The organism is Mesorhizobium sp. M0854, from assembly GCF_040319815.1.
GTDB lineage: Bacteria > Pseudomonadota > Alphaproteobacteria > Rhizobiales > Rhizobiaceae > Mesorhizobium.
This window is the reverse complement of sequence record NZ_JAMYOL010000007.1, coordinates 81,164-95,043: the sequence shown is the minus strand read 5'-3', so window position 1 is coordinate 95,043 and position 13,880 is coordinate 81,164. Positions and strand designations below refer to the sequence as shown.

At 61.5% G+C, this 13,880-nt stretch carries 13 protein-coding genes; 3 read left to right on the top strand and 10 right to left on the bottom strand.

Annotated elements, in window-relative coordinates:
• The first annotated feature begins 6 nt into the window (after positions 1-6).
• The 3 genes from NKH99_RS13905 to msrB all read left to right on the top strand — a co-directional run bounded on the left by NKH99_RS13905 (position 7) and on the right by msrB (position 2,533).
• Positions 7-1,197: a vWA domain-containing protein gene (locus NKH99_RS13905; protein WP_352831303.1), complete on the top strand. Its 1,191-nt coding sequence runs from the start codon at positions 7-9 to the stop codon at positions 1,195-1,197.
• Entirely contained in the window at positions 1,198-2,019 is an 822-nt protein-coding gene (locus NKH99_RS13900) for an MBL fold metallo-hydrolase (protein WP_352540327.1), read from the top strand.
• Between the two features lie 109 nt (positions 2,020-2,128).
• Entirely contained in the window at positions 2,129-2,533 is a 405-nt protein-coding gene (msrB, locus tag NKH99_RS13895; RefSeq protein WP_027152870.1) for a peptide-methionine (R)-S-oxide reductase MsrB, read from the top strand.
• 3 nt (positions 2,534-2,536) lie between these two features.
• On the opposite strand, the gene NKH99_RS13890 is transcribed toward msrB, so the two are convergent.
• The 10 genes from NKH99_RS13890 to NKH99_RS13845 all read right to left on the bottom strand — a co-directional run bounded on the left by NKH99_RS13890 (position 2,537) and on the right by NKH99_RS13845 (position 13,548).
• Positions 2,537-2,842 (bottom strand): hypothetical protein, encoded by a 306-nt coding sequence (locus NKH99_RS13890; RefSeq protein ID WP_352613554.1) that lies wholly within the window; start codon positions 2,840-2,842, stop codon positions 2,537-2,539.
• 78 nt (positions 2,843-2,920) lie between these two features.
• Positions 2,921-3,361, bottom strand: a complete 441-nt coding sequence (locus tag NKH99_RS13885) for a hypothetical protein (protein ID WP_292658543.1) — start codon at positions 3,359-3,361, stop codon at positions 2,921-2,923.
• Positions 3,362-3,422: 61 nt separating this feature from the next.
• The gene (locus NKH99_RS13880; RefSeq protein ID WP_023719653.1) at positions 3,423-3,683 is read right to left on the bottom strand and encodes a DUF2312 domain-containing protein; all 261 of its coding nucleotides are present in this window, start codon (positions 3,681-3,683) and stop codon (positions 3,423-3,425) included.
• Between the two features lie 161 nt (positions 3,684-3,844).
• Positions 3,845-7,303, bottom strand: a complete 3,459-nt coding sequence (gene pyc / locus NKH99_RS13875; protein ID WP_352471236.1) for a pyruvate carboxylase — start codon at positions 7,301-7,303, stop codon at positions 3,845-3,847.
• Positions 7,304-7,494: 191 nt separating this feature from the next.
• Positions 7,495-8,613 carry a branched-chain amino acid ABC transporter substrate-binding protein gene (locus tag NKH99_RS13870; protein ID WP_352471237.1) on the bottom strand — a complete coding sequence of 373 codons (1,119 nt, stop codon included), beginning with the start codon at positions 8,611-8,613 and terminating at the stop codon, positions 7,495-7,497.
• Between the two features lie 138 nt (positions 8,614-8,751).
• Positions 8,752-9,099 (bottom strand): DUF6867 family protein, encoded by a 348-nt coding sequence (locus tag NKH99_RS13865; protein WP_352471238.1) that lies wholly within the window; start codon positions 9,097-9,099, stop codon positions 8,752-8,754.
• A gap of 19 nt (positions 9,100-9,118) precedes the next feature.
• Positions 9,119-9,847 carry an ABC transporter ATP-binding protein gene (locus NKH99_RS13860; RefSeq protein WP_352471239.1) on the bottom strand — a complete coding sequence of 243 codons (729 nt, stop codon included), beginning with the start codon at positions 9,845-9,847 and terminating at the stop codon, positions 9,119-9,121.
• Entirely contained in the window at positions 9,847-11,013 is a 1,167-nt protein-coding gene (locus tag NKH99_RS13855) for an ABC transporter ATP-binding protein (protein WP_353014406.1), read from the bottom strand. The genes NKH99_RS13860 and NKH99_RS13855 overlap by 1 nt, the downstream gene beginning before the upstream one ends.
• Entirely contained in the window at positions 11,013-12,641 is a 1,629-nt protein-coding gene (livM, locus tag NKH99_RS13850) for a high-affinity branched-chain amino acid ABC transporter permease LivM (RefSeq protein WP_353014405.1), read from the bottom strand. The genes NKH99_RS13855 and livM overlap by 1 nt, the downstream gene beginning before the upstream one ends.
• A 4-nt stretch (positions 12,642-12,645) precedes the next feature.
• Positions 12,646-13,548 (bottom strand): branched-chain amino acid ABC transporter permease, encoded by a 903-nt coding sequence (locus tag NKH99_RS13845; RefSeq protein ID WP_352454929.1) that lies wholly within the window; start codon positions 13,546-13,548, stop codon positions 12,646-12,648.
• Positions 13,549-13,880 lie beyond the last annotated feature (332 nt).

The window sequence follows — 13,880 nt, the reverse complement described above, 5'->3', positions numbered from 1 at the left end:
CGGACCATGTTCATCCCCTTCTTCCTCGAACTGAAGGCAGCGCGGGTTCCGGTCTCGCTCCGCGAATATCTGTCGCTGCTGGAGGGGCTGGAGGCCGGGCTGGTCGACTATGATGTCGAGGGCTTTTACTATCTCGCCCGCGCCGCTCTGGTGAAGGACGAGCGCCACATCGACCGCTTCGACCAGGTCTTTTCGCACATCTTCAAAGGTGTCGAGGCGCAAGCTGGCGAAAACGCGGTCGATGTCGCAAACATCCCGGAGGAATGGCTGCGGAGGCTCGCCGAAAAGCACCTGACCGACGAGGAGAGAAAGCTGATCGAGGCGCTGGGCGGCTTCGGAAAGCTGATGGAGACGCTGAAGAAGCGGTTGGAGGAGCAAAACGGCCGGCATCAGGGCGGTTCGAAATGGATCGGCACCGGCGGCACCTCGCCCTTCGGCGCCTATGGCTACAATCCCGAAGGCGTGCGCATCGGCCAGCACGAAAGCCGCAACCGCCGCGCGGTAAAAGTCTGGGACAAACGCGAGTTCAGGAATTTCGATGACGCCGTCGAACTCGGCACCCGCAACATCAAGGTCGCGCTGAAGCGCTTGCGCCGCTGGGTGCGCGAAGGCGCCGAACAGGAATTCGACCTGCCCGGCACCATCCACGCCACCGCCGAGCACGGTTATCTTGACGTTAAGACACAACCCGAACGTCGCAATGCCGTGAAGCTGCTGATGTTCTTCGATGTCGGCGGCTCGATGGACGACCATGTCAGGAGTGTCGAGGAGCTGTTTTCGGCCGCCCGCGCCGAGTTCCGCCAGCTCGAATATTTCTATTTCCACAACTGCCTCTACGAGGGCGTGTGGAAGGACAATCGCCGCCGCCATGCCGAGGTGATTCCGACCTTCGATCTCCTCCATAAATATGGCCCCGACTACAAGGTGATCGTCGTCGGCGACGCCTCGATGAGCCCCTATGAGATCGCTCAACCCGGCGGCTCGGTCGAGCATTGGAACAAGGAGGCCGGCGCCGTCTGGCTCGGCAGGCTGCTGCAGCAATGGCCGAACGCCATTTGGCTCAATCCGGAAGACGCGAAGAACTGGGGTTTTACCCATTCGATTGCCATGATCCGCGATATTTTTGGCGGCCGCATGTTTCCGCTGACGCTCGCCGGCCTCGAAGCCGCGACGAAGCAACTTTCAAGGAAGCACTGAATGGATCCACGCAAAACAGGACGGTCGACCTGTTTCCTTTGCCTGCAATGCGGTGTCCAGTTCGCGGCGACAGCGACGCCGCCGCGACATTGCCCGATCTGCGAGGACGAGCGGCAATATGTGCGCTGGGAGGGTCAGGCCTGGACCACGCCGGAAGAGCTCGCCGCCGGGCATCGGGTCGTGATCAAGGATGATGCCGGCGTGCTCGCCTTCGGCATCGAGCCGCGCTTCGCTATCGGCCAGCGCGCATTGCTGGCGCAAACGCCGCACGGCAATGTGCTGTGGGACTGCATCTCGATGGTCAGCGACGTGGCGGTGGCCGAGATCAACCGCCGGGGCGGCCTGGCCGCCATCGCCATTTCGCACTGCCATTATTATTCGGCAATGGTCGAATGGAGCGCGGCGTTTGGCGGCGTGCCGATTTATCTGCACGCCGATGATCGTCATTGGATCATGCGGCCGCATCCGGCAATCATCAGTTGGGAAGGCGAGATGCGCGCCATAACCCCGTCTCTGACGCTCATCCGCTGCGGCGGCCACTTTGCCGGTGGCCAGGTGCTGCACTGGAAGCGCGACGGCGGCAATGCCATCCTGGCCGGCGACATCCTGCAGGTGACGCCGACCCGCCGTCATGTAAGCTTCATGTACAGCTATCCGAACTATATCCCGCTCAACGCGACGAAAGTGCACGGCATCAAGGCCGCGCTGGAGCCTTTCGCGTTCGACCATATCTACGGCGCATGGTGGAACCAGAACGTCATCGGAGACGCAAAGGCGGCATTTTCAGCATCGGTTGCGCGCTATCTCGCCGCCATCGCCTGAGGGATTCTTCGCGGCAGGATAGGAAATACGAGCAAACGCCGTAACAAATGCCTATTTCAGACGAAGTTGCGAAGGCAACCCAAATAGCGACATAAGCTAAGAGGAAAAAATGGACAGCCACACCTACCCCGTTACCCGCACCGATGCCGAATGGCGCGCCCGGCTGACGCCCGAGCAATATGCGGTGATGCGCAACCACGGCACCGAGCGGCCGGGAAGCTGCGCCCTGCTGCACGAGAAGCGCGCCGGCACCTTCTCCTGCGTCGGCTGCGACCAGCCCTTGTTTGAATCCAAGCTGAAATTCGAGAGCGGCACCGGCTGGCCGAGCTTCAACGACCCAGTGCCGGGTTCGGTCGAGACTACCGTCGACCGCAGCTACGGCATGGTCCGCACCGAATGCCATTGCGCCCGCTGCGGCAGCCATCTCGGCCACGTCTTCGAGGACGGCCCGCCGCCGACGGGTCTGCGCTATTGCATCAACGGCGTGGCGCTCAAATTCGAGCCGGCCGCCTGATCGTCAGGCCACAACCACCAGGATCAGCCACAACGTGGCGCCAAGCGTCATCAGCGAGGCCATGACGCCACTCGATTTTCCGGCAGTTCGCCAAACGGCAAAGGTCAGGAAGATATTGTAGGGCACCGGCGCGAAATGCACCGCCAGGACGAGCGCAAGCGGCAGCTTCAATCCTAGCAGAATGAGCGCCCCCACCGACGACGCGACGTTGATCGCTGTGCCGACAACGACCAGGTCGCGCCAGAACAGCCGATCGAGCGGCACGCCGCCGAACCAGCGTGAGCGGAAGAAGGCGGCAACGCGCGACATGATCGTCATCGATCGATCGGCTCCCTGGCTGCTCACCAGAGCAACCCTTCCACAAGGATTGCGTCTGGAAACCCTGCTTTATTCCTGACCCAGAACTTCGGCAATCGCGCGCTCGAAACGTGAGGCTTCCGTCACCAGCCAGTCGGTCATCGCCGGCCAATTGTCCTCGGCAAAACAATTCACCCGCCACATCGAATTGATGCCGAGGCCGTCGCAACTTTGTTCTGGCCTGAGCTTCAGCCTGTCTTCGATGGCCGGCTGGAACGGCTTCAACCGCGACCAGGCTTGCGTGGCACCGAACTTCTCGTTGCGGCCGAAGAAGACGCCGACATGATTGTGCGCAGGCGCGACATACATGGAAAGGACCAATGCGAAATCGGGCAGCCCACGCTGCCAGAACCACGGTCCGCGCCTCGCCAACAGAGCCCTTTCATCCGGATGCCGTTCCGCGAACAGCGTCCAGAAGCTGCGTTGGCGGAATTCAGAGGCGCGGCGGGCGCCAAAATCGAATTCGCTCATGGCTGGAATCCATGGTCAGAACCGCTTCTCCCGCGATCGTCTCCGGCGCCGAGGCCGGCCTTTACACCATGCCGAGCGCAGCCTTGTACAGATCGAGGATGGATTCCTCTTCCTGCCGCTCGGCCTGGTCCTTCTTGCGCAGCCGGATGATCGACCGCATCGCCTTGGTGTCGAAGCCAGTGCCCTTGGCCTCGGCGAACACTTCCTTGATGTCGTCGGCAATCGTCTTCTTCTCTTCCTCGAGCCGCTCGATTCGTTCGATGAAGGCGCGCAGCTGGCCGGCGGCAACAGTCTGGCTGGTCTCGGTGATGTCGTCGGCCATATTCTTCTCTCCGCGTCGTTTCTCGCCGCGACTCGGGGTGACCCGAGCGGGCGAATTGCAGCGGTTCGATGCCCGACCGGGCGCGGCGGGTCAAGGTACTATCGATGCGGCATGAAGGGCTGCTGCCAGGCGCCGACAAGTCTCTCTGATGCCGGCCTGTTTCACCCGAACGCGATCAGCAGATCCTTGGCATCGATCTGGTCGCCGGCCTTGACCAGCACCTCGGCTATGGTGCCGTCGCGTTCGGCATGCAACGCCGTTTCCATCTTCATCGCTTCGATCGACAGCAGCACGTCGCCGGCCTTCACCGCCTGGCCGGCAGCGACCGCAAGCGCCGAGACGACGCCAGGCATCGGCGCGCCGACATGCGCCTCATTGCCCGGCTCCGCCTTGCGCCGTGCCTTGGCAGCGGACGCGCCATGCGCCCGGTCCGGCACCTTCACCCGGCGCGGCTGCCCGTTGAGCTCGAAGAACACGGTGACCATGCCCTTTTCGTCGACATCGCCGATGGCAAGGCAGCGCACCACCAGCGTCTTGCCTTTTTCGATGTCGACGAAAATCTCGTCTTCCGGCTTCATGCCGTAGAAATAGGTCGGCGTCGGCAGCACGCTGACCGGCCCGTAGGTCTCCTGCGCGGCGGCAAAATCGGAAAACACCTTCGGATACATCAGCCACGACGCGAACTCGAACTCGCTGAGCTTGCGCTCGAGCTTTTCCTCGACCTCCGCGCGACTGGCCTTGAGGTCCGCCGGTTTGAGCAGCGAACCCGGCCGCACCGTGATCGGCTTTTCGCCCTTCAGCACCTTCTTCTGCAATGGCTTTGGCCAGCCGCCCGGCGACTGGCCGAGATCGCCGCGCAACATCGACACCACCGAATCCGGGAAGGCGATGTCCCTCGCCGGATTCTCGACGTCGGCGACGGTCAGGTCCTGGCTCACCATCATCAGCGCCATGTCGCCGACGACCTTGGACGACGGCGTCACCTTGACGATGTCGCCGAACATCAGATTGACGTCGTGATAGGTCTGCGCCACTTCGTGCCAGCGTGTCTCCAGCCCGAGCGAGCGCGCCTGTTCCTTGAGGTTGGTGAACTGACCGCCCGGCATTTCGTGCAGATAGACCTCCGATGCCGGCCCCTTCAGGTCGCTTTCGAAGGCTGAATACTGGTTGCGCACCGCCTCCCAGTAGAACGAGATGTTCCTGATCCACTGCGGGTCGAGGCCCGGATCGCGCTCGGTGCCCTTCAGCGCCTCCACGATCGAACCCAGGCAAGGCTGCGAGGTGTTGCCCGATAGCGAATCCATCGCCGCGTCGATGGCGTCGACGCCGCTCTCCACCGCCGCCAGCACCGTTGCCGCCGACAGGCCGGATGTGTCGTGGGTGTGGAAGTGGATCGGCAGGTCCGTCGCCTCGCGCAGTGCCTTGAACAGCGCGCGGGCAGCGCTCGGCTTTAGAAGCCCAGCCATGTCCTTGACGGCGATGATGTGGGCGCCTGCCGCCTGCAATTCCCTGGCCAGGCCGACATAGTATTTCAGATCGTATTTCGCCCGCGCCGGATCGAGTATGTCGCCGGTATAACAGATCGCCGCTTCGATCAGTCTGCCCTCGGCGCCGACCGCATCCATGGCCACGCGCATGTTCTCGACCCAGTTCAGGCAGTCGAAGACCCGGAACAGGTCGATGCCGCCGGCAGCGGCCTGGCGGACGAAATGCTGGACGACATTGTCGGGATAGTTGGTATAGCCGACGCCGTTGGCACCGCGCAGGAGCATCTGCAGCAGAAGGTTGGGTGCTGCCTCGCGCACCAGCGACAGCCGCTCCCATGGGTCTTCGGTGAGAAAGCGCATGGCGACGTCGAATGTGGCGCCGCCCCAGCATTCGAGCGACAAAAGCTGCGGCAGAGCACGCGCATAGGTGCCGGCAATTCCGGCAATGTCATAGGTGCGCACACGCGTCGCGAGCAAGGATTGATGCCCGTCGCGCATTGTCGTGTCGGTGACCAGCACCTCTTTTTGCTCGCGCATCCACGCGGCGAATTTCTCCGGCCCGAGCACGTCGAGCTTCTGCTTGCTGCCTTGAGGCACATTGCCGTTGAGATATGGCACTACCGGTGGCGCCGCATCGGCCTTTGGCTGCGGCCGGCCGCGCGTCTCGGGATGACCATTGACCGAAACGTCGGCAAGGTAGTTGAGCAGCTTGGTCGCGCGGTCCTGCCGCTTCACACTGGCGAACAGTTCCGGCGTCGTGTCGATGAACTTGGTGGTGTAGGAATTGTCGGCGAAGCTCGGGTGATTGATGATCGCCTCGAGGAACGTGAGGTTGGTCGCCACGCCGCGGATGCGGAATTCGCGCAGCGCCCGGTTCATGCGGGCGATGGTCTCGGCCGGCGTCGGCGCCCACGCCGTTACCTTTTCCAGCAGCGGATCGTAGAAGCGGGTGATGACCGCGCCCGAATAGGCGGTGCCGCCATCAAGGCGGATACCGAAGCCGGTGGCACCGCGATAGGCGGTGATGCGGCCATAGTCGGGGATGAAATTATGCTCGGGATCTTCCGTGGTGATGCGGCACTGCAGCGCGTGGCCGTTGAGCCTGATGTCCTTCTGCGCCGGAACGCCCGATTCCGCCGTGCCGATGGCAAAGCCGTCGAGGATATGGATCTGCGCCTTGACGATGTCGATGCCGGTCACCTGTTCGGTGACCGTGTGCTCGACCTGGATACGCGGATTGACCTCGATGAAGTAGAATTTTCCGGTATCGGCATCCTGCAGGAACTCGACCGTGCCGGCGCCGATATAGCTGGTTTCGCGCGCGATCCTCAGCGCGTAGCCGCAAAGCTCCTCGCGCTGTGACATTTCGAGGTAGGGCGCCGGCGCCCGCTCGACCACTTTCTGGTTGCGGCGCTGGATCGAACAATCGCGCTCGAACAGGTGCACGGCGTTGCCATGAGTGTCGCCCAGTACCTGCACCTCGACATGGCGTGCGCGCTCGATCAGCTTTTCGAGATAGACCTCGTCCTTGCCGAAAGCCGCCTTCGCCTCACGCTTGCCTTCCATGACCTCGCGCGCGAGATCGGCCTCGGAGCGGATGGCGCGCATGCCGCGGCCGCCGCCGCCCCAGGATGCCTTGAGCATCACCGGGTAGCCGATCGTCTTGGCGAGTTCCTTTACCGCCGCCATGTCGTCCGGCAAGGGATCGGTGGCGGGAATTACCGGCACGCCGACTTCGATCGCGAGGTTGCGAGCGGCGACCTTGTTGCCTAGCCTGCGCATCGTATCCGGCTTTGGCCCGATGAAGATGATGCCGGCCGTGGCGCAGGCCTCGGCGAATTCCGGGCTTTCCGACAGCAGGCCGTAGCCTGGATGGATGGCATCGGCGCCCGATAGCCTGGCGACGCGGATAACCTCCTCGATCGACAGATAGCTTTCTATCGGCCCCATGTCCCTGGCCAAATGCGGCCCGCGCCCGACCTGGTAGCTTTCGTCGGCCTTGAAGCGATGCAGGGAGTATTTGTCCTCCTCTGCCCAGATCGCCACGGTTTTGAGGCCGAGCTCATTGGCCGCGCGGAAGACGCGGATGGCTATTTCGGAGCGGTTGGCGACAAGGATCTTCGAGATTGCCAAGGACAGGGCTCCGGACGCGGGAAAGGGAACTGCTGGACATGATTAGCGCGAAAATGCTGCAGTGCAAACAAAAATGGAGACGTCGGCTAAACCGATTTAAATCCTTGCGGCTATGCGATGAAGCAAAAGACAAATGAAAAATGCCCGGCGCGAGGCGCCGGGCATTTTTTGGGCTGCAGGCGTTTGCCGGCTTATTGTTCGAAGTAGGTGTACTTGCCGTCGTCACCCTTCTTCCAAGTGTAGATGACGTAGTCGGGACGGGTGATGTCGCCCTTTGCGTCATAGCCGATGTCGCCGATGGCGGTCTTCCACGGGCCACTCTTCTTGATCTCTTCCGCAACCTTCTGCGCGTCGTCGGAAGAGCCGACCTTGTTGGCGGCGGCGGCGACGATCTGCAGCGCGGCGTAGGAGTAGAGCGTATAGGCTTCAGGCTCGAAACCGGCGGCGCGGAACTTCTCCACGAGTTCCTTGGCGTTCGGGTTCTTGCGCGGATCGGGAGCGAACGTCATCAGCGTGCCGTCGACGGCATCGCCGGCGATGGAGGCCAATTCGTTCGACACGATGCCGTCGCCGGACATGAACTGGGCCTTGAGACCCTGATCGGCGAGCTGGCGCATAATCAGGCCGGCCTCGGTGTGCAGGCCGCCATAGTAGACGACGTTGACGCCGGCATCCTTCATCTTGGCGATCAACGCCGAGAAGTCCTTGTCGCCGACATTGATGCCCTCATACATGGCTTCGGTCACGCCATCAGCATTGAGTGCCTTCTTGGTTTCGTCGGCGAGACCCTGGCCGTAAGGCGTCTTGTCGTGGACGACGGCGATCTTGCCGTCCTTAAAGTGCGCGGCGAGGTAGTCGCCGGCAACCTTGCCCTGCTGATCGTCGCGTCCGCAGGTACGAAACGTGTTCCACAGGCCCCGCTCGGTCAGCTTCGGGTTGGTCGCGGAAGGCGTGATGACGAGAATGCCGTTCTCGGCATAGACCTCTGACGCCGGAATGGTGACGCCCGAATTGAAGTGGCCGACGACATATTTGACGCCATCGGCGACAAACTTGTTGGCGACCGAGATGCCCTGCTTCGGATCCGACACGTCGTCGCCGACCTCGATCTTGATCTGCTCGCCGTTAATGCCGCCAGCCGCGTTGATATCGGCGGCAGCCTGTTCGGCGCCCTTCTGCAACTGCGCGCCGAATGCTGCGTTCGGGCCAGTGATCGGACCGGCAACGCCGATCAGGATGTCAGCCCACGCGCTGCCGCTGAACGCGACAAGCGCGGTCAGGGCGACGGCGGACAAAAGTGACTTTTTCATTGAAACGCTCCCATTTACCGAGTGGGCGTGGATGTTGCTTTCATGCGATGCCCACTCTTGCTCGCAGAAAGAGTACTTTGCCGATTTTCAGGCACTTGTCACGCCGATTCATCCCTGAAGCGCCGTTAATGATAAATGTCAACCTTTTGGTTTCCAGCTCAAAAGAGAGGCTCTTTCGTAAAGCCAATTATACTGCGTTACCATCTGGTTGGTGCGCGTGTATTGGTAGCCAATGAAGCCCAATATCATCAGCACGATGGTGTCGACCACGTAGTAATGCAGCGAAAACATCGTTCCGCCGAACAGCGCATGATGGATGAATCTTACGCCGATGCCGAGCCCCAGCATGTAGGCGAACAACTGGGCGAAGCTGCGCCACGTCTGCGCACATGCCTTGCCCGTCATCCACGCCGCCCAGCCGCCGAGCAGGCAGGTGACGAAGAAGAACTGCCAGATCGAGGGTTCCTCATAGACAATGCCCTGCATGATTGATGTCTCCTGAAACTCAGTGATGGCCGCCTTCGAGATAGGCGGCGCGCACCTCCGGATTGGCGAGCAACTCCTTGCCGGTGCCGCTCATCGTCACGTTGCCGTTGACCATGACATAGCCGCGCGTGGCGAGCTTCAGAGCGCCGAAGGCGTTTTGCTCGACCAGGAACACGGTCAGTCCCTGCGTGCGGTTCAGCTCGCGGATAGCGTCGAATATCTGCTTGACGATCAGCGGCGCCAGGCCAAGCGACGGCTCGTCGAGCAAAAGCAGCTTCGGCCGCGCCATCAGCGCGCGCCCGATCGACAGCATCTGCTGCTCGCCGCCGGACAGCGTGCCACCACGCTGGGCAATGCGTTCCTTCAGGCGTGGAAACAGCGTGAACACCTTCTCGACGTCCTCGTCATAATGCTCGAGGTTGTCGAGGCTGGCGCCCATTTGCAGGTTTTCCATCACCGTCATGCGCGGGAAAATGCGGCGCCCTTCCGGCGACTGGGCGATGCGCATGCGCGCGATCTCGTGGGTCGGCATCTGGGTGATGTCGGTACCGGCGAATGTGATGGTACCCGCGCGGGCGCGGGGAGCACCGAAGATGGTCATCATCAGCGTCGACTTGCCGGCGCCGTTGGCACCGATCAGCGCTACGATCTCACCTTGCTTGACCGTGACATCGACGCCGTTCAGCGCCCTGATGTTGCCGTAGTAGGTCTGGACGCCCTTGATATCGAGCAGCGTTGTGCCGGCCATTATTTCCGCCCTCCACGCCGATTAGAGGTGCCGGGAGTTTTTGACTTCACCGGAGCCTTGGAGGCCGGCTTTGCAGTGGAAGATTTTGCGGCAGAAGATTTCGCGGCCGATTTGGCTTTGGCCGGCGATCCGGACTTTGCCGCGGCACTCGACCTTGCATCGATCTGCCCGGCTTTCGAAGCGCCCTTTGACACGGTGACGCGTTCGCCCTCGCTGTGGCCAACCGTGTCGACAACCGGTCCGGCGAGATACGAAGACGATGTGCCTGGGCCGTGGGCCGCATCCGGACCCGTATCCAATTGCTCAATGACGTCTTCGTCGCCGACTTCCGTCAGCACCGTCTCGACGTCCTCGTCTTCGACGCCGAGGTAGGCAGCGATGACGCGCGGGTCGGTCCGCACCGATTGCGGGTTGCCGTCGGAGATCTTGCGCCCGTATTCGAGCACGACGACATGGTCTGAAATCTGCATAACCACCGCCATATCGTGTTCGATCAAAAGGATCGACGTGCCGGTGTTGTCCTTGATGTCCATCAGCAGTGCATTGAGCGCCGCCGATTCCTTCGGATTAAGGCCGGCGGCCGGCTCGTCGAGGCACAGAAGCTCAGGGCCGGTGCACATGGCGCGAGCAATTTCGAGCCGTCGCTGCGCGCCATAGGGCAGATCGCCGGCAGGATCGTCGGCGCGGTCGACGAGATCGGCCTTTTCCAGCCAGTGCTTGGCCAGTTCAACCGATTCCGCCGAAGCCTGTCTGTATCCGCTATAACCGAACAGGCCGAGAATGGTATAGCCGGACGCCTTCATCAGCTTGTTGTGCTGGGCGACCAGCAGGTTCTCCAGCAGCGTCATGCCCGAGAACAGGCGGATGTTCTGGAAGGTGCGCGCCACCTTGGCCCGCGCCGGGATTTCATGATTCGGCAAACGTTCGAGCAGGAAGGTCGAGCCGTCGCGCCGATTCAGCGTGATCATGCCTTCCGACGGTTTGTAGAAACCGGTGATGCAATTGAACACTGTGGTCTTGCCGGCGCCGTTGGGACCGATCAGCGCGGTGATCTCGCCGCGTTTGGCCTGGAACGACAGGTCGCCGATGGCGACGAGACCGCCGAACTTCATCGACAAATGATCGACCTGCAGGATGGCATCGTTCACGGAGGGGCTCGCGTTCATCAGCCGTGTCCCTCCTTGGTGAAGGACCCCGACACCGCCCTGCGCACCTTGAGGAAGGCTGTCGGCTCGCGGCTGCCGACGAAGCCGCGCGGCTTCCACAGCATGACGATGACCATGGCCATGCCGAACAACAGCATGCGATAAAGCTCCGGCGTGAAGTCGGGGCCGAACCCGGGTATAACCTTGATGTTGCCCCAACTCAGGCCGGTCTTGAGGAAATCCAGTTCGCGCAGGATTTCGGTGCCGCCGATCATCACCATCGCGGCGACGGCAATGCCGACCAGCGAGCCCATGCCGCCAAGCACGACGATGGCAAGGATGATCGCGGATTCCAGGAAGACGAAGGATTCCGGGCTGACGAAGCCTTGCCGCGCGGCAAAGAACGAGCCGGCGAAGCCGCCAAACATCGCGCCCGTGGCAAAGGCCGTGAGCTTGGTGGTGGTGGTGTTGATACCGAGCGAGCGGCAGGCGATCTCGTCCTCGCGCAGCGCTTCCCAGGCGCGTCCGACCGGCAGACGCCTGAGCCTCACGGTGACGAAGGCCGTCAGCAGGCAGAGCCCAAGGATCAAATAGTAGAGGAATATCTTGTAGTAGGCACCCGATTGGGCGATGCCGAGCACCTTCGAGATGTAGTTCGGATCGGAAACGTTGAACGACATCAGGCCGAAGAAAGACACCTTCGGGATGCCGGAAATGCCGGCCGAGCCGTTGGTCACCTCGCGCCAGTTGATGATCACCAGCCTTATGATTTCGCCGAAGGCGAGCGTCACGATCGCCAGATAGTCACCGCGCAGGCGCAGCACCGGGAAGCCGAGCATCACGCCCCAGAACGCAGCCATCAGGCCGGCGGCGGGCAGCAGGATCCAGAAGGAGAGGCCGAAATGCGTGCCGAGCAGCGCATAGGCGTAGGCACCGACGGCGTAGAAGGCGACATAGCCGAGATCGAGCAAGCCGGCCAAGCCGATAACGATATTCAGCCCCCAAGCCAGCATCACGTAGATCAGGATCTGGATGCCGTAATTGTCGACATATTTCAGCGAGCCCTGGAAACCGGCGGCCATCGACCCGGCATATAGAGCCAGCACCAACACCACGATAATCGGGTAGAGCGCCAGTGCGGTTACCCCCAATGCCGAGAAATGAGCGTGAATGAAGGCCCGGAAGCGATATATCAGCCAGGCCAGCGCATAGATGATTGCGAGCGCCCGCAGGAACCGCACAAAATCGGAAAGTTCCGGCCCTAAGGCCTCGGTCAGAAAGCTGCTGAGCGCGAGCAGAATAACGGCGACGGCGAGCGCCACGATGAACGCGGGAAGGCGGAAGAATCGCGAAGCCAGGCTGACCGGCAGCAGGCCGGTGGCGACGTCGACGATCTTCTGGTTCGCCAGGAAGGGTTGGCCATAGGCGACATAAAGGAAGCGTCCTGCCATGGTGGCGATCACGACGCCGGCGAGCAAGCCCCAGCGTTGCACCAGGATCAGTTCGTTGGAGATGTTCTGGTCGGTCTTCAGGCCGATGAACAGCACGAACAGGCCAAGCGAGATGGCGCCGGCATAGAGCGCTTCGCGAAAAGCGCGCTGGACCGGGGTGGCGACGACGGTGCTTTCCGGAGACACGGTAACCGCCATGATCTCAGACCTTTTCGACTTCTGGCCGGCCGAGAATGCCGGAAGGCAGGAAGATCAGCACGATCGCCAGGATGGAGAAGGCGGCGACGTCCTTGTAGTCGATCGAGAAATAAGCCGACCACATGCTTTCGATGAAGCCAATCATCAGCCCGCCGAGCACGGCGCCGGGCAGTGAGCCGATGCCGCCGAGCACCGCGGCAGTAAACGCCTTCACACCGGGCGTAAAGCCGTCGGAAAACACCACAACGCCGTAATACATCAGGAACAACGTGCCGGCGACGGCGGCAAGGGCGGCGCCCATGATGAAGGTGATCGAGATGGTGCGATCGACGTCGACGCCGAGCAGTGCGGCCATCTTGCGATCCTGCTCGCAGGCGCGCTGCGCCCGGCCGAGCGAGGTCTTGTTGACCAGGTACCAGAACAGCGCCAGCAGGACTATGGTGACCAGGACGATGATGATCTGCTTCAGCGAGACGCTGATGCCTTCGATGTTGTAGACCTTGGACACCATTGGCGGGACCGGCTTGTTGCGCGGCCCTTGCGTCACCTGGACGAAATTGGATAGCGCAATCGACATGCCAATCGCGGTGATCAGCGGCGCCAGCCGGAATGAACCACGCAAAGGCCGGTAGGCCACCTTCTCGATCGTCCAGTTATACAGGCTGGTCAGCAGCATCGCGACGATCATCATGATCAGCAGCGCAACGACGATCGGCAGCGAATAGAACAACGCACCAAGGATAAGGAAAACGATGAGCGCGGTGAAAGCGCCGATCATGAAAATGTCGCCATGGGCGAAATTGATCATGCCGATGATGCCGTAGACCATCGTATAGCCGATCGCTATCAGCCCATAGATCGATCCCAGCGTCAGCCCGTTGATAAGCTGCTGGACAAAATACTGCATGCTGTCGTGGCTCCCCTGGAATGTCGCCCATGCAGACGCATTCCTTTTCGTATTTTCCCTAGTCGTAAAGTTTCGAGCCCGGATTGCAACGTGATTTTTCGATCATTACGCGTGTTTTCGCCGCACGTCGTCCGATTGCCCGTTTTGTTCCCGTCCGCCCCCTGGACCATCGCGGACCCTACCATTGGCCTAACGCAATGTCTTTGACGATTCAATCGCAGCATGCGACCCATTTCGAAGAAATCGCCGTCAAAATAAGTTGATGAGCGGGATCGTTGCGCCGTCGAAGGCAATCCGTTCGCGCTCTCTTTCTTTCGCTTGCGTCAGCGTTT

What these genes read in the sequence shown, in the direction of transcription:
- NKH99_RS13860 (WP_352471239.1), bottom strand. Translation starts at nt 9,847, where the DNA reads ATGGCCGGCACAACGCTGCTCGATATCAAGGGCGTCCAGACCTACTAC.
- msrB (WP_027152870.1), top strand. Translation starts at nt 2,129, where the DNA reads ATGGACAGCCACACCTACCCCGTTACCCGCACCGATGCCGAATGGCGC.
- NKH99_RS13855 (WP_353014406.1), bottom strand. Translation starts at nt 11,013, where the DNA reads ATGAACGCGAGCCCCTCCGTGAACGATGCCATCCTGCAGGTCGATCAT.
- NKH99_RS13900 (WP_352540327.1), top strand. Translation starts at nt 1,198, where the DNA reads ATGGATCCACGCAAAACAGGACGGTCGACCTGTTTCCTTTGCCTGCAA.
- NKH99_RS13885 (WP_292658543.1), bottom strand. Translation starts at nt 3,361, where the DNA reads ATGAGCGAATTCGATTTTGGCGCCCGCCGCGCCTCTGAATTCCGCCAA.
- livM (WP_353014405.1), bottom strand. Translation starts at nt 12,641, where the DNA reads ATGGCGGTTACCGTGTCTCCGGAAAGCACCGTCGTCGCCACCCCGGTC.
- NKH99_RS13880 (WP_023719653.1), bottom strand. Translation starts at nt 3,683, where the DNA reads ATGGCCGACGACATCACCGAGACCAGCCAGACTGTTGCCGCCGGCCAG.
- NKH99_RS13865 (WP_352471238.1), bottom strand. Translation starts at nt 9,099, where the DNA reads ATGCAGGGCATTGTCTATGAGGAACCCTCGATCTGGCAGTTCTTCTTC.
- NKH99_RS13845 (WP_352454929.1), bottom strand. Translation starts at nt 13,548, where the DNA reads ATGCAGTATTTTGTCCAGCAGCTTATCAACGGGCTGACGCTGGGATCG.
- NKH99_RS13905 (WP_352831303.1), top strand. Translation starts at nt 7, where the DNA reads ATGTTCATCCCCTTCTTCCTCGAACTGAAGGCAGCGCGGGTTCCGGTC.
- NKH99_RS13890 (WP_352613554.1), bottom strand. Translation starts at nt 2,842, where the DNA reads ATGTCGCGCGTTGCCGCCTTCTTCCGCTCACGCTGGTTCGGCGGCGTG.
- NKH99_RS13870 (WP_352471237.1), bottom strand. Translation starts at nt 8,613, where the DNA reads ATGAAAAAGTCACTTTTGTCCGCCGTCGCCCTGACCGCGCTTGTCGCG.